17 protein-coding genes are annotated in these 19,641 nt (G+C 68.8%); 9 read left to right on the forward strand and 8 right to left on the reverse strand.

Annotation, left to right across the window (positions count from 1 at the left end):
- Positions 1-152: 152 nt before the first annotated feature.
- The 4 genes from HFP89_RS01710 to HFP89_RS01725 all read right to left on the reverse strand — a co-directional run bounded on the left by HFP89_RS01710 (position 153) and on the right by HFP89_RS01725 (position 5,138).
- Positions 153-746, reverse strand: coding sequence for a TetR/AcrR family transcriptional regulator (locus HFP89_RS01710; RefSeq protein ID WP_168715911.1), 594 nt, complete (start codon positions 744-746; stop codon positions 153-155).
- A gap of 41 nt (positions 747-787) precedes the next feature.
- Entirely contained in the window at positions 788-3,313 is a 2,526-nt protein-coding gene (gene plsB / locus HFP89_RS01715) for a glycerol-3-phosphate 1-O-acyltransferase PlsB (RefSeq protein WP_168715912.1), read from the reverse strand.
- 273 nt (positions 3,314-3,586) lie between these two features.
- A complete protein-coding gene (gene pyrF / locus HFP89_RS01720) occupies positions 3,587-4,300 on the reverse strand; it encodes an orotidine-5'-phosphate decarboxylase (protein WP_168715913.1) in 714 nt (237 codons plus the stop codon).
- Positions 4,275-5,138, reverse strand: coding sequence for an alpha/beta hydrolase (locus tag HFP89_RS01725; RefSeq protein WP_168715914.1), 864 nt, complete (start codon positions 5,136-5,138; stop codon positions 4,275-4,277). The genes pyrF and HFP89_RS01725 overlap by 26 nt, the downstream gene beginning before the upstream one ends.
- Before the next feature lie 87 nt (positions 5,139-5,225).
- Here HFP89_RS01725 and HFP89_RS01730 point away from each other — a divergent pair, with 87 nt between their 5' ends.
- Positions 5,226-5,645, forward strand: a complete 420-nt coding sequence (locus HFP89_RS01730) for a hypothetical protein (RefSeq protein ID WP_168715915.1) — start codon at positions 5,226-5,228, stop codon at positions 5,643-5,645.
- A gap of 36 nt (positions 5,646-5,681) precedes the next feature.
- Here the strand turns inward: HFP89_RS01730 and uvrD are convergent, their stop codons facing one another.
- From uvrD to tyrS, 3 genes are all read right to left on the reverse strand, one after another.
- Positions 5,682-7,838 (reverse strand): DNA helicase II, encoded by a 2,157-nt coding sequence (uvrD, locus tag HFP89_RS01735; RefSeq protein ID WP_168715916.1) that lies wholly within the window; start codon positions 7,836-7,838, stop codon positions 5,682-5,684.
- 503 nt (positions 7,839-8,341) lie between these two features.
- Positions 8,342-9,628 (reverse strand): phosphoribosylamine--glycine ligase, encoded by a 1,287-nt coding sequence (gene purD / locus HFP89_RS01740; protein ID WP_168715917.1) that lies wholly within the window; start codon positions 9,626-9,628, stop codon positions 8,342-8,344.
- A 205-nt stretch (positions 9,629-9,833) separates the two neighbouring features.
- A complete protein-coding gene (tyrS, locus tag HFP89_RS01745; RefSeq protein WP_168715918.1) occupies positions 9,834-11,081 on the reverse strand; it encodes a tyrosine--tRNA ligase in 1,248 nt (415 codons plus the stop codon).
- A gap of 174 nt (positions 11,082-11,255) precedes the next feature.
- Here tyrS and HFP89_RS01750 point away from each other — a divergent pair, with 174 nt between their 5' ends.
- The 5 genes from HFP89_RS01750 to HFP89_RS01770 all read left to right on the forward strand — a co-directional run bounded on the left by HFP89_RS01750 (position 11,256) and on the right by HFP89_RS01770 (position 16,925).
- Positions 11,256-12,743 carry a peptidoglycan DD-metalloendopeptidase family protein gene (locus HFP89_RS01750; RefSeq protein WP_168715919.1) on the forward strand — a complete coding sequence of 496 codons (1,488 nt, stop codon included), beginning with the start codon at positions 11,256-11,258 and terminating at the stop codon, positions 12,741-12,743.
- Positions 12,736-13,854, forward strand: a complete 1,119-nt coding sequence (locus HFP89_RS01755) for an anhydro-N-acetylmuramic acid kinase (protein ID WP_346775175.1) — start codon at positions 12,736-12,738, stop codon at positions 13,852-13,854. Before HFP89_RS01750 ends, HFP89_RS01755 begins: the two co-directional genes overlap by 8 nt.
- 169 nt (positions 13,855-14,023) lie before the next feature.
- Entirely contained in the window at positions 14,024-14,809 is a 786-nt protein-coding gene (locus tag HFP89_RS01760) for a hypothetical protein (RefSeq protein WP_168715920.1), read from the forward strand.
- The gene (locus HFP89_RS01765; RefSeq protein WP_168715921.1) at positions 14,806-15,543 is read left to right on the forward strand and encodes a hypothetical protein; all 738 of its coding nucleotides are present in this window, start codon (positions 14,806-14,808) and stop codon (positions 15,541-15,543) included. Before HFP89_RS01760 ends, HFP89_RS01765 begins: the two co-directional genes overlap by 4 nt.
- The gene (locus HFP89_RS01770) at positions 15,540-16,925 is read left to right on the forward strand and encodes a type IV secretory system conjugative DNA transfer family protein (RefSeq protein ID WP_168715922.1); all 1,386 of its coding nucleotides are present in this window, start codon (positions 15,540-15,542) and stop codon (positions 16,923-16,925) included. Before HFP89_RS01765 ends, HFP89_RS01770 begins: the two co-directional genes overlap by 4 nt.
- Before the next feature lie 21 nt (positions 16,926-16,946).
- Here HFP89_RS01770 and HFP89_RS01775 read toward each other — a convergent pair whose 3' ends face one another.
- Positions 16,947-18,083: a hypothetical protein gene (locus HFP89_RS01775; protein ID WP_168715923.1), complete on the reverse strand. Its 1,137-nt coding sequence runs from the start codon at positions 18,081-18,083 to the stop codon at positions 16,947-16,949.
- Here HFP89_RS01775 and HFP89_RS01780 point away from each other — a divergent pair.
- The 3 genes from HFP89_RS01780 to HFP89_RS01790 all read left to right on the forward strand — a co-directional run bounded on the left by HFP89_RS01780 (position 18,082) and on the right by HFP89_RS01790 (position 19,369).
- Positions 18,082-18,603, forward strand: a complete 522-nt coding sequence (locus HFP89_RS01780) for a hypothetical protein (protein ID WP_168715924.1) — start codon at positions 18,082-18,084, stop codon at positions 18,601-18,603. The two genes, HFP89_RS01775 and HFP89_RS01780, sit on opposite strands and share 2 nt — an antisense overlap.
- A 65-nt stretch (positions 18,604-18,668) precedes the next feature.
- A complete protein-coding gene (locus tag HFP89_RS01785) occupies positions 18,669-18,908 on the forward strand; it encodes a hypothetical protein (RefSeq protein ID WP_168715925.1) in 240 nt (79 codons plus the stop codon).
- The gene (locus HFP89_RS01790; RefSeq protein ID WP_168715926.1) at positions 18,905-19,369 is read left to right on the forward strand and encodes a hypothetical protein; all 465 of its coding nucleotides are present in this window, start codon (positions 18,905-18,907) and stop codon (positions 19,367-19,369) included. The genes HFP89_RS01785 and HFP89_RS01790 overlap by 4 nt, the downstream gene beginning before the upstream one ends.
- The last annotated feature ends 272 nt before the right edge of the window (positions 19,370-19,641 follow it).

Below are 19,641 nucleotides of genomic sequence, written 5' to 3' on the forward strand. Positions count from 1 at the left end.
CTTTTTCATGATCGCAGCAACCGGGCCGGGTTCAAGAATCCGAAGACGTCGTCGGCCGCCGTCCTTCCGGCATTCGGTTTCTCCCTGCGTTCTTCGCTACTTCTCCGCTTGGCGTAGAGAACCGGCCACCGATGCCGACCGAGGACCACGCGTCAGTGGGTGTCGATGAGGGTTTCGATAGCGTGCTGGACGTAGGCTTCGAATTCGTCGCTGCCGCGTTCCGGGGCCATGCCGCGGCTCTGGAGCTGGATGTAGCCGACGTAGCTGGTGTAGGTCAGCCGGGCCCGGTGGCGGGCCGATTCGGGGTCGAGGCCGAGCTCGCGGAAGGCCTTGGCGAGGTAGTCCAGCCGGCGCTGGGTGACCCGTTCGAGCACCGGGCGCACGCGCGGGTCGTCGCTGGCCGCGCACAGGGCGGCGTGGATCTGGTGGCTGCGGTTCTGGCGGCTGGTGCGAAGCACGAACTCGGCCAGTCGCTCGGCGGCCGGCAGCGCCGAATCCAGCGAGCGGGCCAGGGATTCGGTGTCCTGCCGTTCCCAGCGTGACAGCGCCTGTTCCAGCAGCTGGTCGCGCGTCGGGAAGTGCCAGTAGAAACTGCCCTTGGTGATGCCCAGACGGCGGGCCAGCGGCTCGACACCGAGCCCGCTGAGGCCCTTCTCGGCAATCAGGTCGAGCGCGGCACGCTCCCAGTCGGCGGCCGTCAGGGTCGTCTTTTCGGTCGCGCTGGCTGCGGGATGGACTACGCTCATTCGGGCATTCTAGCAGCGCGCCGCGCTGCGGCGGGGGAGCGTCAGTCGCGCTTGCGCGGCCCCTCGAGCTCCAGCACGCGCGGCGTGATCTGCAGGATCGTATGCCGCACTTCCTTGTCCAGCACCAGCTTGGCGTCGCGGGCGAAGGTTTCGAGTCTGCGGTCGAAGGTCAGGTTGCCGTTGCCGTCGCGTCCGAGCACGTCGATGTCCTGGAGCGACTCGATGAACTGCTTGAACAGCGTCCGGTCGGAGAACTCCGGCGCATCGAATTCGTGCAGCAGCGAGATCCGCTGCGCGCTGAGCGTGCACAGCTGTTCGAGCTGCTGGCGGCTGAGTCGGCCCGAACCGTTCTTGGCCAGCACCGCGATGGTGATGTAATAACGCTCGAAGGTCTGCAGCATCACGTTGCCGAGCAGCCGCAGGTAGTAGGTCGCATCCGAGCCGCCGGGGGTGCGCTGCAGGTAGTCGCCGCTCATGCCGATCAGCCCCAGCCGCACCAGCGCATCGGTGCAGCGCTGGATGATGATCGGGATCTCCTCCGGCGCCCAGGGCAGGAACAGCTCCTTTTTCAGGAACGGATACACCGCCTCGCTGAGCCGGCGCACGCGCGTCTTGCCGACCCGTTGGTTGTTCAGGAAACAGCAGGCGATCCAGGCCGGCATCGCGAGCAGGTGGGCGATGTTGTTGCGGAAGTAGGTCAGCAGCACGCCGTTGCCCGGCTCGATCCGGATGATGTCGCCGAGCGCGTGCGCCTGGCGCTGGATGATGCCGAGGTCGAGGCCGTACTCGATGACCTGGCCCGGGGTCAGGTCGGTGATGGTGATCCGGTCGGAATACGCCGTCATCCGGATCAGGCGCTGGTAGACGTCGATCATGGCCTCGAGGTCGTCCTCGTCCAGGGCGTGCTTGCGGGTGGCCAGAAGCGCGGCGGCCAGCAGGTTGACCGGATTGACGTGCGCGGCGCGGTTGATGTTGACCATGATGTCGTTGGCCAGCTCGTCGACCACGTGCGGCAGCCACTCCGGCTTGCTGTCGGGTTCGAAGGGCTTGTCGGCCCAGTCCGGGCAGTGCCGGTCGAGCAGCGGGGCGAGCCGGATCGGTTCGCCGAAGCTGACCTGCACCTGGCCGTAGTTCTTGCGGATGATGTTGATGACGTTGCGGAAGTCGGCCAGCGACTCGGGCTTCTTTTCCTTGCCCGAAAGTTCAGAGATGTAGGAGCTGCCCTCGGCCAGGCGCTCGTAGCCGATGTAGACCGGCTGGAACAGTACCGGGCGCTCCCGGCTGCGCAGGAACGCACGGACCGTGATCGACAGCATGCCGGCGCGCGGCGGCAGCGAGCGACCGGTGCGCGAGCGGGTGCCTTCGATGAAATACTCCAGCGCCACGCCGCGGTCGATGATGCTGGCGACGTATTCGTTGAACACCGCCGAATACAGCGGCTGGGCACGGAACGAACGGCGCAGGAAGAACGCGCCGCCGAAGCGCAGGAAGCGACCCACCACCGGCAGGTTCAGGTTGATGCCGGCGGCGATGTGCGGAGGCACGAAGCCGCGTCGGTAGAGGATGAACGACAGCAGCATGTAATCGATGTGGCTGCGGTGGCAGGGCACGTAGACGATCTCGTGGCCCTGTTGCGCTTCCCGGAAGTCGCTGAAGTGGAATACCTGGACGCCGCGGTAGATGCGGTTCCAGAACCACGACAGCAGCAGCTCGGCGATGCGGATCGCCGAATAGGAATAGTCCGCGGCGATCTCGTAGGCGTACTTGCGCGCCTCGGCCTCGGCCTTGTGCATCTCGATCCTGTCGCGCCGTGCCTTCTGCGCGATGGCCGCGCGGACCGGATCGGAACGGACCACCCGATCGACCAGCGTCCTGCGGTGCGAGCGATCGGGCCCGATCGCGGCGGTGCGCACGCGCTTGAAGTGCACCCGGAGCACCCGGCTGACGCGGCGCAGGTCGAGCTCGGTGCCCTGGCCTTCGGCGGCGACGTCGGCCAGCGACACCGCTTTGCCGAACTGGACGAAGGTGGCGCGACCGTTGATCAGCGTCGCCAGCAGTCGCCGGAAGCGGCCGCCGATGTCCCAGTTTTCCGAAAACAGGATCTTGGCGATCGACTGTTCCTTTTCCGGGGCGCGACCGATTAATACCGAGACCGGCACGATCCGGACGTCGTCGACCCGTCCGGCATCCACGGCGTCGATCAGCGTCTCGAGCATTTCGGAGTGGCGACGCTTGACCGGCCGCCGGACCAGCCAGCCGCGGTGGCGACGGCTTGCACCGTAGCGGCGCGGCAGGTCGAGTTCGCCTTCGTCGAAGTCGGCATCCGGCAGCGGCCAGCCGCGCTTGCGGCAGATCTCCTGAACGATCAGCAGCGAGCTGAGCGCATAGGTGTCGAGGATGTAGAACACCGGCGTGCCCTGATCGAACTTCTGTTCATCGACGTCCTCGGGGAGCACGGTCGCGCGGACCCACGCGTGCAGGACGCGGCCGAGCAACGCACGCCATTGCCGGCCCAGCGCATGCAGGGCCTGGCCGGGAAAGCGGCGGTGGGCGGGGTTCGACGACATCGAGGACGGTCGCTCCTGGCGGGGCGCAGAGTTTACCACCGGCGCAGGCGATGACGATTCGAGGGCGTGCGGGCAAAAAAAAGAGGCAGGACGGGAGCGTCCTGCCTGCAAACCGGCCGAAGCCGGATTCATCCCCACGTGATCATGGCGACACGCTTTATCGGATGTTGTTGTCGCTGCAACCGGTTCGCGGCGACGAGCCGGCGCGGAGAAATAATAACCTGAAGCCTGTTTTGAATGCAACACCTTGAGTAAGCGTTGTAAGAATCTGTTCTATCTCGCAAAAATGGATGCAATCTGTGCCTGGATGCCGGCCGCGGCCGCAGCCGGGTCGTCGGCGTCGCGGATCGGCCGGCCGACGACGATGTAGTCGGCGCCGTTGGCGAAGGCCTGCTCGACGCCGAGCGTGCGTTTCTGGTCGTCGGTGTTGGCAACCGGGCGGATGCCGGGACAGACCACGACCAGCGCCGGATCCGCGCCGGCGCGCAGGGCCGGTGCTTCCAGGCCCGAGGAGACCACGCCATCGCAGCCGAGTTTCAGCGCCCGCTTCGCCCGCGACAGCACCAGCGCGCCGACATCGCAGTCGAACCCGAGATCGTCGAGGTCGCCCTGATCGAGGCTGGTCAGTGCAGTGACGGCGAGGATGCGGCTGTCGCCCTTGTTGGCCGCGGCTTCGGCCAGCATCGCGTCCTGGCCGTGCACGGTGATGAAGTCCACGCCGCGTTTCGAAAGCTGGGCCACGGCGCGGCCGACGGTGGCCGGCACGTCGAACAGCTTCAGATCGGCGAACACCTGCTTGCCGGCCGCGTCGAGTTCGTCGGCGAGTTCGAAGTAGGCCCCGGACAGGAACAGCTCCAGGCCGAGTTTGTAGTGTCGTACGTGGTCGCCGAGTGTGGCGATCAGCCGCCGGGCGCGTTCGGCGTCGGGCACGTCGAGCGCGAAGATCAACCGTTCGGCCGGGTCAGTCACGGAGGTGTTCGTGGGCATGGATATGGTCCTTGATGCGTCGGGAAACGGGTTCGGCTGCCTGCATGTGCACGTGGTGACCGCCTTCGACGTCGACCCGCTCGAGGCAGCGCACGGCGGCGGCGCGACGCTCCATCAGGCCGTCGGGCAGCAGGCGCGAGCGCGGCGTGGCCAGCACGCACAGCGTCGGTGCCTCGATCGCGGCGAGCAGGTCGAGCACCTGCGGCTCGGTGTAGCGCTGGGTCGATGGCCAGGTCAGGCGCTGGTCGTGCCGCCATTGCCAGCCGCCGTCGACCTCGGTCAGGCCGCGTTCGGCCAGCCGCTCGGCGGCCTCGACCGGCAGGTCGGAATCGTGGACCCGGGCGCCGATCGCGGCGGCGCGGTCGGGATGGATGCGGCGCGGCCGCGGGCGCTGCCGGGCCAGCGCGTGGCGCCAGTTGGCCGCGGTCCGGGTACTCGGTGCCGACAGCGGTCCCAGCCCCTCGACGACGTTGAGCGTGCGCACGCGGGCCGGACAGGCCGCGGCGGTCACCGAGGCCACAGCGCCGCCCAGTGAATGACCGAGCAGGTGCGCCTGGTCCCAGCCCAGGGCGTCGAGTGCGCCGAGCACGTCGAAGACATAGTCGTCGAAGTGGTAGCGGGCAGCGTGCGGGCGCGGCGGCGATTCGCCGTGGCCGGGAAAGTCGATGCACACCAGGTCGAGCCCATCGAGCGCCTCGAAGGCCGGTGCCCAGGTCAGTACGTTGTCCAGCCAGCCGTGCAGTGCCAGCACGCGCGGGCCGGGCCCCGGCCGGTGCAGGCCGGCGATCCGGGCCCCGGTGGCCGGCAGTGTCAGTTCGATCGGGGTCGTCGAGGGCATGCAGCGTGGACAGTGGCCGGCAGGTTGCAGTAGTGTAACGGGATGGAAATCGGGACCGGCCGATACCGTCGGAACCGGGAGCAGAAAATGAACAAGTTTCGAGATAGTGACGCCGAAGAGGAAACCGGTCACGACATCTTCAATCCGGGCGTTTCCGACGATCAACGCCAGCGTGCCGAGGAGATGCTCGGCGGCCTGTCGTTCGGGATGTTCGTCGAGCAGCGCTCGCTCGACAACGAATATCGCGCCGGGGTGTTGATCGGCCTGGACGGCTCGGACCCGGTCGAGGTTGCCGTCTCACCGATGATCGACGAGACCCTGCGCGAGCACGTGGTGCTGTGCGATCGGCCGCTGCACGCCCAGCAGAAGGCCCAGATCATCACGCGCCGGGCCGGGCGCGAGACCCGGCTGATGGGGTCGCTGAGCGCCAGCCGCCCCGGCCGGCGCGAGGAAGACAGGAAGGCCGATCCGCCGATCCACGTGGCCCGCTTCTACGACAACGCCTGAACCGGAGCGGTGCGGTCGCGGTTCATGGCCCAGGGATCAGCCGATCCGCTCGAGCACCGCGTAGCCGGCGACCAGCCATTTCGGACCGGCGTCGTCGAAATTGATCTGGATTCGCGCGTTCTCGCCCTGGCCTTCGACCGACAGCACGGTGCCGGCGCCGAACTTCGCGTGACTGACCCGGCTGCCCAGTGAAGGCAGCCCGCCGCCGTGCTCGCGCGGCGCGCGCGCCTGGCTGACCTGCAGCCGCGGCCGGACGTCCTGGACCAGCCCGGCCGGCAGTTCGCCGACGAAGCGCGATGGGCGGCCGAACAGGGTCTGGCCGTGCAGCCTGCGCGATTCGGCGTAGCTCAGATACAGCAGTTCCATGGCCCGGGTCATGCCCACGTAGGCCAGCCGGCGCTCCTCGGACAGCCGGCCGGGCTCCTCGGTCGATTTCTGGTGCGGGAACAGGCCTTCTTCCATGCCGGCCATGAACACCAGCGGAAACTCCAGGCCCTTGGCCGAGTGCAGCGTCATCAGTTGGACGCAGTCCTCCCACTTCTCGCCCTGGTGTTCGCCGGCTTCCAGCGCGGCCTGGGTCAGGAACGAGGCGGTCGGACTCAGGCCGGCCTGCTCGTCCTCGATCGACGGCTCGAAGTTCTCGGTCGCGCGGATCAGTTCGTCGAGGTTCTCCTGGCGCGCCTCGGCCCGGTCGGCCGGCTCGCGCGCCCGGTAGTGCTCGATGAGCGCCGAGCGCTCGATGATCCGGTTCATGAGGCCGCCCAGGTCGGTGGCTTCGGCCTCTTCCGCCAGCCCGCGCACCAGCTCGACGAAGCCGGCCAGCGCGTTGCGGGCCCGGCCGCCCAGCGCGCCGGTGTTCAGCTGATGCAGCGTGGTGTCCCACAACGTGCGGTCCCGGGTGCGCGCGGCTTCGCGCAGGCCGGCCACGGTGCGCTCGCCGATCCCGCGCGCCGGCACGTTGACGATGCGTTCGAAGGCCGCGTCGTCGGCCGGGTTGTGGACCAGGCGCAGATAGGCCAGCGCGTCGCGGACCTCGGCGCGCTCGAAGAAGCGCAGCCCGCCGTAGACGCGATACGGGATGTCGGCGCGCAGCAGCGCCTGCTCGAACAGCCGCGACTGGGCATTGGAGCGGTACAGCACCGCGGCTTCCGACGGCCTGCGGCCCGACTCGACCCAGTCCTGGATGCGGCCGATGATGAATTCGGCTTCCTCGTCCTCGTTGTAGGCGGCGAACACCCGGATCGGCTCGCCCTCCTCGCCCTCGGTCCACAGGTTCTTGCCCATCCGGTCGTCGTTGTGGTCGATGACCCGGTTGGCGGCCTCGAGAATGGTCCTGGTCGAGCGGTAGTTCTGCTCCAGGCGAACCACTTCGGGACCGAAGTCACGCACGAAATGCTGGACGTTCTCGACCCGCGCGCCGCGCCAGCCGTAGATCGACTGATCGTCGTCGCCGACCACGAACAGCCGCGCGTCCTCGCCGCCGGCCAGCAGCCGGACCAGCGCGTACTGCAGCGTGTTGGTGTCCTGGAATTCGTCGATCATCACGTGACCGAAGCGGTTGCGGTAGTACTGCAGCCGGGCCGGGTTGTCGCGCAGCAGCTCGACGGTGCGCAGCATCAGCTCGGCGAAGTCGACCAGGCCGGAGCGCTCGCAGGCGGCCTGGTAGGTGCGGTAGATCTCGATCATCTGCGCGGTCAGCGGATTGCCGCCGGGGTCGATGTGGTCGGGCCGCACGCCGTCGTCCTTGCGCGCGTTGATGAAGCCCTGGACCACGCGCGGCGGATACTCGCCCTCGTCGAGCTGCATCTCGCGGATGGTCCGGCGGATCAGCCGGTACTGGTCGTCGGAATCGAGAATCTGGAAGTTCGGGTTCAGCCCCGCCTCGTCGGCGTGCCGCCGGAGGATGCGGTGGCAGATGCCGTGGAAGGTGCCGATCCACAGGCCGGCCGACGGAATCTGCAGCAGCTCCTCGACCCGTCCGCGCATTTCGCTGGCCGCCTTGTTGGTGAAGGTCACGGCCAGCAGCGACATCGGCGAGGCGTGCTCGACCTGGATCAGCCAGGCGATCCGGTGGACCAGCACCCGCGTCTTCCCCGACCCGGCGCCCGCCAGCACCAGGCAATGCGGCGCCTCGACCGTCACTGCCTGCCGCTGCGCGTCGTTCAACTCGTCGAGAATGTGGGAAACGTCCATCGGGGCCTGCAGTTCGGGGTCGGGGTTCGTGCGGCGATCAGGAAACTGAGGAACCGCGGATGAACGCAGATTAACGCAGATGAAGCAAAGGAAATCGAGCACCGTGCTTCCGGATCGAATCGATATGCCGGAGGTCGACGAGCTGCCGGACGCTGTTTCTGGAACCACAGGAGCCAAAGTGATTCCACGGGCGCGGGTCAAGCCCGGAGCATCGAGCCCTTCTTGCCGCATTTGCTTTTATCTGCGTCCATCTGCGTCCATCTGCGGTAATAACTCAAGAAACGATGAGCCGCCGATCAACGCGGATGAAGCAAGGCGTTTCGAGCACCGTGGCTTCAGGGAGACTCGATGGACCGAGCGCCCTTTCCGCTCCAGGGCCCGGCCTGCGCAGAACACGGACAAGCGTGCAAATCGAGGGGCACGAACGCCGCGCTACGCAGCGAAGCCTTTCAGCCGATTCTTGCCTTTATCTGCGTCCATCTGCGCTCATCTGCGGGAAAAACTCAAGAACTCTTGTCCCGCGCCAACGCCCGGTGCCCGATGTCGCCGCGCCAGTAGGCGTTGGCGAAGCCGATGCGCGGCAGCCAGCGGTAGACCTCGCCGTGGGCCTGCTCCAGGCTCTCGCCGATGGCGGTCACGCAGAGCACGCGGCCGCCGGCGGTGACGGTCTGGCCGTTGTCGATCGCGGTGCCGGCGTGGAAGACCTTCACCGTCTCCGGCCAGTCGGTGTCCAGGCCGGTGATGGCATCGCCTTTCCGATACGCCTCGGGGTAGCCGCCGGCGGCCATCACCACGCCGATCGTGACCCGCGGATCCCAGTCCAGCTCGACCTCGGCCAGCCGGCCGTCGAGCGCGGCCAGCAGCACCTCGGCCAGGTCGGACTGCAGCCGCATCAGGATCGGCTGGGTTTCCGGGTCGCCCATCCGGACGTTGAACTCCAGCACCTTCGCGCCGGTGCGGGTGACCATCAGGCCGGCGTAGAGAAAGCCGGTGAAGCGGTGGCCGTCAGCGGCCATGCCCTCGGCGGTCGGCCGGATCACGGTCTCGAGCACGTTCTGCTCCAGCTCCGGCGTGATCACCGGCGCCGGCGAGTACGCGCCCATGCCGCCGGTGTTCGGCCCGCGATCGCCCTCGTCGCGCTGCTTGTGGTCCTGGCTGGTCGCCAGCGCGACGATGTCGGTGCCGTCGACCAGCGCGATGAAGCTGGCCTCCTCGCCGATGAGGAATTCCTCGATCACCACCCGGTGGCCGGCTGCGCCGAACGCGTCGCCGGACAGCATGTCCTTCAAGGTGGCCTCGACGGTGGCCATGTCCTCGGCGATGACCACGCCCTTGCCGGCAGCCAGCCCGTCGGCCTTCAGCACCAGCGGCAGCGCGTGGCCACGCGCGAAGTCCATGCCCGCCTCAACGTCTTCGACCACGATCCAGTCGGCGGTCGGAATCCGGTGGTCGGACAGGAACTGCTTGGCGAAGGCCTTGGATGACTCCAGCTGCGCCGCCGCGGCGGTCGGTCCGAAGCACTTCAGCCCCTCGGCGCTGAAGCGGTCGACGACGCCGGCGGCCAGCGGCGCTTCCGGCCCGACCACCGTCAGCCCGACCTCGCGCGACTTCGCCAGCTCGACCAGCCCATCGATGTCCTCGGCGGCAACGTCGACGTTCTCCACGCCCGGCTCGGCCGCCGTCCCGCCGTTGCCCGGCGCGACCAGCACCGTGTCGACGATTGCAGACTGCGCCAGTTTCCAGGCCAGCGCATGCTCGCGCCCGCCCGATCCGATGACCAGAACGTTCATGGGGTTCTCTCGATGAGTGGCTTCGAGTCGGGATTCTAACGGTTCCGGGCCTCCGGGCTTCGGAGAGGGATGGATCGAGGGGCCAGGGGAGAGGGGCGAGGGACGAGTGGGACGGCTGCCCTTTTCGCGGTTCTGAGGCGCGCGGGAGTTTTTTTTGGGCGCCCCTTGGCGCTCCAGGGATCCGTGGCCCTCGGGCTTGCGCCGTTCACTCGTCCCTTGCCCCTCGTCTTTCGTCCCTCGTCCCGATTCGCACCTGCGAAAACTTCCGCTTGCCCACCTGCAGCAACCCGGTGAACCCGACCGGCAGCATCAACCCCCGGTCCTCGACCTTCTCGCCGTCGATCCTGACCGCGCCCTGCTTGATCATGCGGAAGGCGTCGGAGTTCGAGGCGGTCAGCCCCGCGGCGGTGAGTGCCGCGGCGATGCCGAGTTCGCCGTCGTCGCCGGCGGCGAGTTCGGTCTCGGGCAGGTCGTCGGGGAGCTGGCTGTCGCGGAAGCGGGCGAGGAAGGCGTCGCGGGCTTTTTCGCCGGCGCCTTTGCCGTGGAAGCGGTCGACGATCTCCAGCCCCAACTCGAACTTGACGTCCCTGGGGTTGCGGCCCTCTGCGATCGCCGTCTTCAGCGCGTCGATCTCGGCGGTCGGGCGGAAGCTCAGCAATTCGAAGTACCGCCACATCAGCTCGTCGGAGATGCTCATCAGCTTGCCGAACATCTCGTCGGCCGGGTCGTTGATGCCGATGTAGTTGTCGAGTGACTTCGACATCTTCTGGACGCCATCGGTGCCTTCCAGCAGCGGCCAGGTGATGATGATCTGCGGCTTCTGGCCGGCCTGGCCCTGGAGCTGGCGGCCGACCAGCAGATTGAACTTCTGGTCCGTGCCGCCCATTTCGATGTCGGCTTCCAGCGCCACCGAATCGTGGCCCTGGACCAGCGGATAGAGGAACTCGTGGATGGCGATCGGCTGGCCGCCCTTGTAGCGTTTCTCGAAGTCGTCGCGCTCGAGCATGCGCGCGACCGTGTGCTGCGCGGCCAGGCGGATCATGTCGGCCGACGACATCTGGCCGAACCACTCGGAGTTGAAGCGGACCTCGGTCTTGTCGCGGTCCAGCACCTTGAAGACCTGGTCGGCGTAGGTCTGCGCGTTGGCCTTGATCGCGTCCTCGGTCAGCGGCTTGCGGGTGACGTTTTTTCCCGTGGGGTCGCCGATCATGCCGGTGAAGTCGCCGATCAGGAAGATCACCGTGTGGCCGGCGTCCTGGAAGCGGCGCATGGCGTTGAGGATTACCGTGTGGCCCAGGTGCAGGTCCGGCGCGGTCGGGTCGAAGCCGACCTTGACGCGCAGCGGCGTGTTGCCGGCGAGGCGCTCGGCCAGTTCGTCGGGCTGGATGACTTCAGCGGCGCCGCGGGTCAGTTCGGCGAGCAGGTCGGCGGTCGATGCGGGGGTCTGGGCCATGGTTCGGGAGCGTGGGTTCCGGGTCAGCGGCGAGCGGCGGTTTCGGTTCGGTCGATCGGCCGGACAGTGTAGCGGCCCCGGGCCCGGGGCGGCGCGTCAATCGCAGGCTTGACGCATCGTGGATAATGTCCGCGGAATCAACGCCTGACCCGACGCATGCCCGGATCTTCGCCCATGGCTTCCCGCAAGGCTCCCTCGCGCGCCCGCGTGCTCCGCGAGCGCCTGTCCGCGTGGCTGCACGCCGCGTCGCCGTGGCTGGCGCGCCCGGCGGTCCGGCTCGGCCTGATCGGCGCGGTCTGCGCGGTGATCGTGGTCGTGCTGAGCATCGATTCGGCGCCGCCGCCGGAGGCGCGCAAGGTCGCAGCGGACGATCCGACGGCGGTCGAAGCGATCGACGGGCCGGTCGTCGCCGAACCACCGAGCGACGGCATGGCCGGCTCGACCCCGATCCCGATCACTCCGGTGGCCGACGAGGCCGAGCCGGTGCCGACGCCGGAGTTCGCCTGGGACTACGTGCAGGTCGCGTCGGGCGACACGCTGGAAGTGATCTTCCGCCGCATGGGACTGTCGCCCGGGCTGTTGCATCGAATCGTGACGCTGGACGAGCACGGCCGTTCGCTGGCCGACCTGCGGCCGGGCGACGAGCTGGCCTTCGACATTGCCGACGACGGGGTCTTCCGCGCGCTGCGCGCCGAGAAGGACGACGAGCACTGGCTGTTCATCGAGACCGTCCGGGCCGAGGACGGTGAGCTTGCGCTGAGCAGCCGAGTGGAGCCGCGCGACCTCGAGACCCGGGTCGTCGAGATCGAGGCGGAGATCACCTCCTCGCTGTTCGCGGCCGGCAAGAACGCCGGGCTGTCGGACAACATGCTGCTCCGGCTGGCCAACATCTTCGGCTGGGACATCGACTTCGCGCTGGACATCCGGCGCGGCGACCGCTTCGCGCTGGTGTTCGAGGAAATCTACCGCGACGGCCAGTTCCTGCGCCAGGGCGCGATCCTCGCCGCGCGCTTCGTCAACCGGGGCGATACCTACCAGGCGGTGCGCTTCGATGCCGGCAGCGGCCCCGACTACTACGACACCGAGGGCCGACCGATGCGCAAGGCCTTCCTGCGCGCGCCGATCAACTTCACCCGGGTGTCGTCGAACTTCAACCCGCGCCGCTTGCACCCGGTCACGCGACGCATGCGCCCGCACAACGGCACCGACTATGCCGCACCGACCGGCACGCCGGTCTGGGCGGCCGGCGACGGCACCGTGATCGAGGCCGGCTATACCCGCGCCAACGGCAACTACATCTTCCTGCAGCACGGCAACCACATCGTCACCCGCTACCTGCACCTGTCGCGCAAGGACGTGCGTCGCGGCGACCGGGTCCGCCAGGGCCAGACCATCGGCGCGGTCGGCGCCACCGGTCTGGCGACAGGTCCGCACCTGCACTACGAGTTCCTGGTCAACGGACGGCACCGCGATCCGCGCCGCGTCGATCTGCCCGAGGCCGTGCCGCTGCCTGCCGACCTGTTGCCGCGCTTCCGCGAGCACGCCGAGCCGTACCTGGCCCGGCTCGACCGGCTGATGCCGGCCGACGTGATGCTGGCCAGCAGCGACAGGGGCCGTTCGGGCTCGAGCGACGCCGAGCGGACTGCCGACGTCAGTGAGTGAGCCGCTCTACCTGGGCCTGATTTCCGGCACCAGCATGGACGGCATCGATGCCGTTGCCGTGCGCTTCGCCGCCGGCGGCGCATGCATCGAGGCCGGGACCACCGGCGATTACCCCGCCGGGGTCCGCAGCTCGCTGGACGAACTGCGCGCCGATCCGGATGCCTTTCCGGCCGCGCGCCTGGCCGCCCTGGACGCGACGATCGGAGCGGCCTTCGCGCAGGCGGCGAACGCACTGATCGAGGCCCACGACCTGGACCGCAGCGCGATCCGCGCCGTCGGCAGCCACGGCCAGACCGTGCTGCACCGGCCCGAGGCCGACCTGCCCCACACCCTGCAGCTGGGCGACCCCAGTCGGATTGCCCGTTCCACCGGCCTCGACGTGGTCGCCGACCTGCGCCGCGCCGACCTCGCCGCCGGCGGCCAGGGCGCGCCGCTGGCGCCGCTGGTCCATCGCGCGCTGCTGCACGACCCGGACGAGACCCGCGTCGTGGTCAACCTCGGCGGCATCGCCAACGTCACGCGACTGGCACCGGACGGCGCCGTGTCCGGCTTCGACACCGGTCCGGCCAGTTGCTTTCTGGATGACTGGTATCGCGCCCACCACGAGACCGGGCGCTTCGACGCCGGCGGTGCGTGGGCCGCGACCGGCCGCGTCGACCGGCCCCTGCTCGAGCGCCTGCTCGACGACCCGTATTTCTCGGCTCCGGCGCCTAAGAGCACCGGGATCGAGTACTTCAGCCCGGCCTGGCTGCGCGCGCGCCTGCCCGACGACGCCGGCACCCGGCCGGCCGACATCCAGGCGACGCTGGCCGAGTTCAGCGCCGCGACGCTGGCCGACGCGCTGAACGACCTGGCCCCGGACCGGGTACTGGTCTGCGGCGGCGGCGTCCACAACCCGGACCTGCTCGGTCGCGTCGCCGCCCGGCTCGACCGCGCGATCGACCTCGAGCCGACCACGGACCACGGCCTGGACGCGGACCTGGTCGAGGCCACGCTGATCGCATGGCTGGCCCGGGAATTCATCGAAGGCCGCGCCATCGACACCCCGCCGATCACCGGCGCCGCCCACCCGGTGCGCCTCGGCGCGCTGTGGCCGGCGCCGCCGGCCTGAACGCCCGGTGCCCGGCCTGTCGTCGAATCTGCAGAATTCGATCGTCGCGCGCGTTGCTTTCCTGAACCCGTTCCGACGTGCCCACGGCGGCGCCCGGGAACGGTAGGGTTTGATACCGGGCCGGGCCGCCGCGGTGGTCCGGGCCCTCGATCCACGCACGGCATTCGACATGACCGACGATTCCGACGAACTTTCCAATCTCTGGGCCCGGCGCGCCACGCTGAGCGAGGCGGAGTGGACCCGGTTGTACCGCCTCTGCATCGCGGTGCTCGAGGCCCGTCCCGACGCGATGGAGGCGCAGCTCGTGCCCGGCCGCGACCCGGCGGCCCGCCGGGCGCTGCGCGACTCGTTCTTCGTCGACAAGGTCCTGATGCCGGCCCACGCGTCCGATCGCGTGATGCGTGACGAACTGAAGCCCTGGGCACTGCTGGGGTTCTACGCCAACTGGCTGCGCGACCAGCTGCGCGCGCGCGGCCGCCGCCCCGAGCCGTCCGACGAACTCGACGATGGCCGCACCGTCGACGAGGACGCCGAAGTTCCCGGCGAGGTCCGCGCCGACTGCACCACCGAGGCGCCCGATGCCGTCGACGGCGAGCGCTTGCGCGTCAGCGCGCGCGACTTCGTCACCGCGCTGGAGGACTGGGCCGTGCTGTACCTGGCGCTGCACTTCTGCCACGGCCGCGAGCGCCTGCCGCTGTCGCAGCTGCACAGGACCTACGCGATCCCGTCGTACCACTACAAGGCCCGCCAGCTGGGCATCGCGCCGCCGCGCGGCGGTTTCGGCGATCCGCGCGACTTCGCCGATACGCTGCTGGGCCGCTGGCTCGTCGGCAGCGGCATCGCGCTGGAGGCCGACCGCCTCGACGCGATCCGCTTCGCCTTCGACCTGCTGTGCCTCGAGGCCTTCGCCGAACACGACCGGCGCGATCCGGCGCCGGTGGAGGACGACGCATGACCCGACTGCATCCTTCCGTCGAGAGCATCGAAGCCGGCTACGCCGCGTGGCTCGGCCGGCCGGTGCGGCCCGTCGCATCCGAGGTCGCGGTCGACGACCGTCCGCTGCCTGGTCCCGGACCCTCGACCGGCGCCGTGCCGCATGCGGTGGCCGACGCCATCCGCCGCCAGGCTGCCGCGCGACCGCACCCGGCCGCCCCGGACGAAGGCCTGCTCGTGTGTCTGAGCGCGCCGGCCGACGGCGGCGCCGAGCCGCAGTACCCGGTCGTCGTCGCGCTCGACCGCGTCGACCCGTCCGACGACGGTCGCTGGTTCGGCTGGCTGGTCGGCGCGCACGCCGACTACGCCGGCGACCGCGACCTGGTGCTCGACGCCGAGGCGCTGGCCGGCGAGGACCCGGTGCCGGCCGCCGGCATGGTGCTGTGCTGGGCGTCCGTGGCCGTGCGTCTGGGCGCCGACGCGCCGGTGCTGCACCGCCTGAGCGCCGACGCGCTGGCCTGCGTTCGCGCGCTGGCCGCCGGTGCGGCGCCGTCCGCAGATGCACCCGCCCCGGGCCGGATGTGCACGCGGCGGATCGACGGCCGGCTCGCCGTCACCGGCACGCCGTACACCCACGACGACCCGCGCACGCCGTACCTGGAGCTGACTCGCGCCCTCGCGCGCGCCGTGTCGCAGCCGTCGTACGATGACGCCGGCCGCCTGCGCCGCCCCGACCCCGACGGACCCGAACGATGACCGACGCACCGACCCGCGATGAGCCGCTTCCCGTCGCCGACACCATCGAAGGCGAGGGCCTGCTGCTCGGCTGGTCGCTGGAAGCCCGTCGCCGCCAGGCGCCGGTCGGCTTCACCAGCGATCTCGGCCGGCCCGACGACGACCGCCACCTGCGGCCGATCGTTCACGACGGCGGCGGCCACGTCATGACCTTCGCGCCGACCGGCGCAGGCAAGGGCATCGGCGCGGTCATCCCGACGCTGTTGAGCTACCCGGGTCCGGTCATCGTCGTCGACCCCAAGGGCGAGAACTACGCGGTCACCGCGCGCCGGCGGCGCGAGATGGGCCAGCAGGTGGTGTGCCTGGATCCCTTCGACTCGATCAAGGACGGCCGCGCCGACGACGCGTTCAACCCGATGGACCTGGTCGACACCGCCTCGCCGAACGTGGCCGACGACGTGATGATGCTGGCCGAAGCGCTCAGCTACCAGACGCTGATGGACGACGACCCGTTCTGGCACGTGCGCGGCAAGCAGCTGCTGGCCGGCATCATGCTCTACGTCGCCGGCATCTGCCCCGCGCCGCTGCGCACGCTGGAAGAAGTCGCCTCGATGCTGCACAAGCCGCGCAAGGAGCTGCAGGAGCACGCGCCGCTGATGCAGAGTTCACCGTTCCAGCTGGTCCGCGACACGCCAGCCATCATCGGCGGCAGCGCCGAGCGGATGATCGATTCCATCCTGGCCATGGCCCAGACCAACCTGAGCTTCCTCGGCAGCGCCACGGTCCAGCGCGCGATGGGCCGCTCGAGCTTCGACCCCGCCGCCGTCACCCGCGGCGAGCCGCTGTCCGTGTACCTGATCATTCCGCCGGAAAAGCTCGAAAGCCACGCCCCGCTGCTGCGGATCTGGATCGCCGCGCTGATGAAGCTGATCCTGAACCGGCGCGAGAAAGTCGAGCGCCCGACCCTGTTCATGCTCGACGAGGCCGCCCAGCTGGGCCACTTCCCGCCGCTCCGGCAGTCCATCACCCTGCTGCGCGGCTACGGCCTGCAGACCTGGAGTTTCTGGCAGGACCTCAGCCAGCTCAAGCGCCTGTACCCGCACGACTGGGAGACCATGTACAACAACTGCCGCGCCCACCAGTACTTCGGCATCACCACCCCCTACCTGGCCGAACAGATCGCCCAGCTGACCCTGCACGACGACCTGTTCGAAATCCTCGAACTCGACAGCGACGAAATGCTGCTGTCGCTCGCCGGCGACCGCCCCGTCGTCGCCCAGCGCCCGAACTACCTGACCGACACCCCGTTCCGCAGCACTTTCGATCCGAACCCGTACCACCAGCCCCAGGACCTCGAGGCGATCCGGCCGCGGCGGGGGCAGCGGGAGGTGACGCGGGGCTAGCGAATCATCAGCGTCGAGGGGTCATCCAGTCAGGGCCTGCAGCACGAAGATGGCGAATGCCCCCAGCGCGAAGATCGAAAGAAACACGTTCATCCAGAAGATCCAGGAAATGATCTTCAACAGCGGCGCGAAGAACACGGTTTCGCGCTGCATGATCGACTCGGTGAAAGCCTCGGAAGAAGCGTCGGCATCCGATCCCTTGACCCAGCGTTGGTGAGCCAGCGCTCGATCGCTGCGGTACGGCAGGTCCGCCGGTTCGAATCGGAAGGCGACCGGCAGCGTGCCTCGAATGCCGAGCAGGTGCTCGATCTTCTGCTCCACCGTCAGGTACTCGAGGACCTTCCGGTACTCGATGCGGGTCAGTTGCGTCACTCGCTGCCGCAGTACCGCAATCGCAATGGCCGTGGCAAGGATCAGCGCAGCGATCAGCCCCAGCGAGACCAGCCCGAAGGTCGTGTTGCCTTCGGCCTCGATCAGGCTGCGGATTCCGAAGAAGGCAATGGCGCTTTCCGCAGCGAGGATGCCTGAGAGGATCGTGACGTTCAGTCTCAGCGTGTCGAAGATCGCCTGTCGATGGTGGTTGCGTTGCGACCGGGTCTGTTCGTAGAACTCGAGGAGTTCCTCGCGGGTGAATCCCGAATCGTCGAAACGAGCCCAACTTGCCGTCGGGGAGGTCATGAGCTCTGTTTGCAACGGTTGTCGTGCTGGTCCATGGCAGTCGGCGGAGCTTCCGGATTCATTGAATTCGATCGATTGTAGAGCCAACGGACGTCCGACATACGACGCCTCCGCCTTCTGAAAAACATCCTCCGTCAGCGCGTTGTATCGGCAACTGGTCACGGAGTCGAAGATATGGCGTATCTCGCTGGAGCATTTCTCCTGCTCGTGGCGATGACCATTGCCGCGAACCTGCACCCCGAAGGCCCGGCGCTGGTCATCCTGCTGTTCTGGGCGACGCCGGCGTTGTTCTGGGGTCTCCTCTTTTTGCTGGGCCGCAACAGCAATGCAGCAAGCCGCATCGGCGGAGCGCTGTTGTTGTCGATCGGCCTCGCGCTGATGGCGCTGTTCTTCCGCTTGCTGTAGCCGGCGATTCAAAGATCGCGGGGCCCGGGCGTTGTTGAACACGAACCCGATACGATCCGGAGGCGTGCCGATCATGAAATTCCTTCTTCTTGCAGGGATTCTTCTGCTTCCCCTCGTTGCCGATGCCGGCTGCGGCGGACCGGGCGGGGTCATCGACATGCGCAGTGATGCCCAGTACCGCGCCGACCGGGAAGCGGGGCGGCTGCGCTGCGTGGTGTTCGTGCTTGCCGGCACGCCGCGCGCTCTGCGGCAGGGCTGGGTCGAGTGGCACCACGAGCGGATCGAACGGCCGACCGAGACAACGCGGCTGGGGCTCTACCGGGCCGGGCCGCGCGGCGAGCCGGCGTTCGGCCGGGTACCGCGGCGCCTGCAGGCCGAGCGGGGCGCCGACCGGCTGGTGGTGCTGCTGCCGACGACCTACTGGGCGCTGGTCAACACCACGCGGGTCGGGTGGCAGCTGCGCGCCGGCCTCGTCGACGAGCCCTCGGCCGAGCCGGTCGGCAAGCTGTTCACCGACGTCGGCCTGAATGCCGGACTCGGGCGTGACGCAGAGAGTCTCGAAGGCATCGCCGACCTGGCGCGACGCGCGCGCTGACCCGGAATTGAAAATCCGGCAGGCCGCGGCGTTTCTTCCGCGCACTCGAACCGGGAGAAACGCCCTTGCCGTCGAACGACATCCACTTCCACCTCGACCCGGCCTCGCTGGCCGACCCTGTCCTGCACCCCCAGCCCATCCTCGTCGCCTTTCTTGCGGTGCTGATGCTGGTGACCTTCTGGATCGGCCTGGTCCACGCGATCGACCGCGAGGAGGATCCCAGCGTGCGCTGGACCAGCGGCGCGCTGGCGGTGCTCAGCCTCGGCGCGCTGATCGCCAGCGTGCATGCGGGAATCGCGGCATGACGCGGGGGCGGTGGCTCGCGGTGCTCGTCCTGGCGCTGCCGCTGCTGTTCGGCCCGATCAGAACCTACGCGACCGACGTGCGGTTCATCGACTACGCCGTCGAATGGTTCGAACCGACGGGGCGATTGATCGCGACCGGCTGGCTGCACGTCGCGCTGGTGCCGGACGGCCCGGTGGGTCATCGGATCGTCGGCCACTACCGCCCGGACCGGCGCGACGAGGGTGCGCCTCCGCTGTCACCGCAAGGAAGCCGGGTTTGGGGGCGAGTTCGCGCACCGCGCGTCGAGCTGGGCATGAGCATCTTCCTGCTCGATGCCGTGCGCATCGAGGCCCACTTGGTCAATGGGGATGCACGTCGCATCCAGGGTCAGTGGCGGTGGTCTGACAGTTGGAGTTCTCGATATGGCGCGTGGCGCGCCTACGCGATCGGCAACTCGCCGTCGTCCCGCCCGCGGCGCTGAACGTAGATGCGTTCCGCAATCCGGGAAAAGCCGGTCGCGCAGAGACGCGGAGGCGCGGGGAAGAGTTGGGCAAGAGCGGGGCCGGGTGATGATGACGATTCCGAGGCGGGGGATCGTCGAGCGGTCGTGGCTTCTTTCGTAATGGAGGGGATGCCTGGGACCCCGAACCCTGTAACCCGGAACCCGGGAAAAGCGGCTTGCGCAGAGACGCGGAGGCGCAGCGAAGAGCTGGGCAAGAGCGGGGCCGAGTGATGATGACGATTCCGAGGCGG

The organism is Wenzhouxiangella sp. XN79A (assembly GCF_012272825.1).
GTDB lineage: Bacteria > Pseudomonadota > Gammaproteobacteria > Xanthomonadales > Wenzhouxiangellaceae.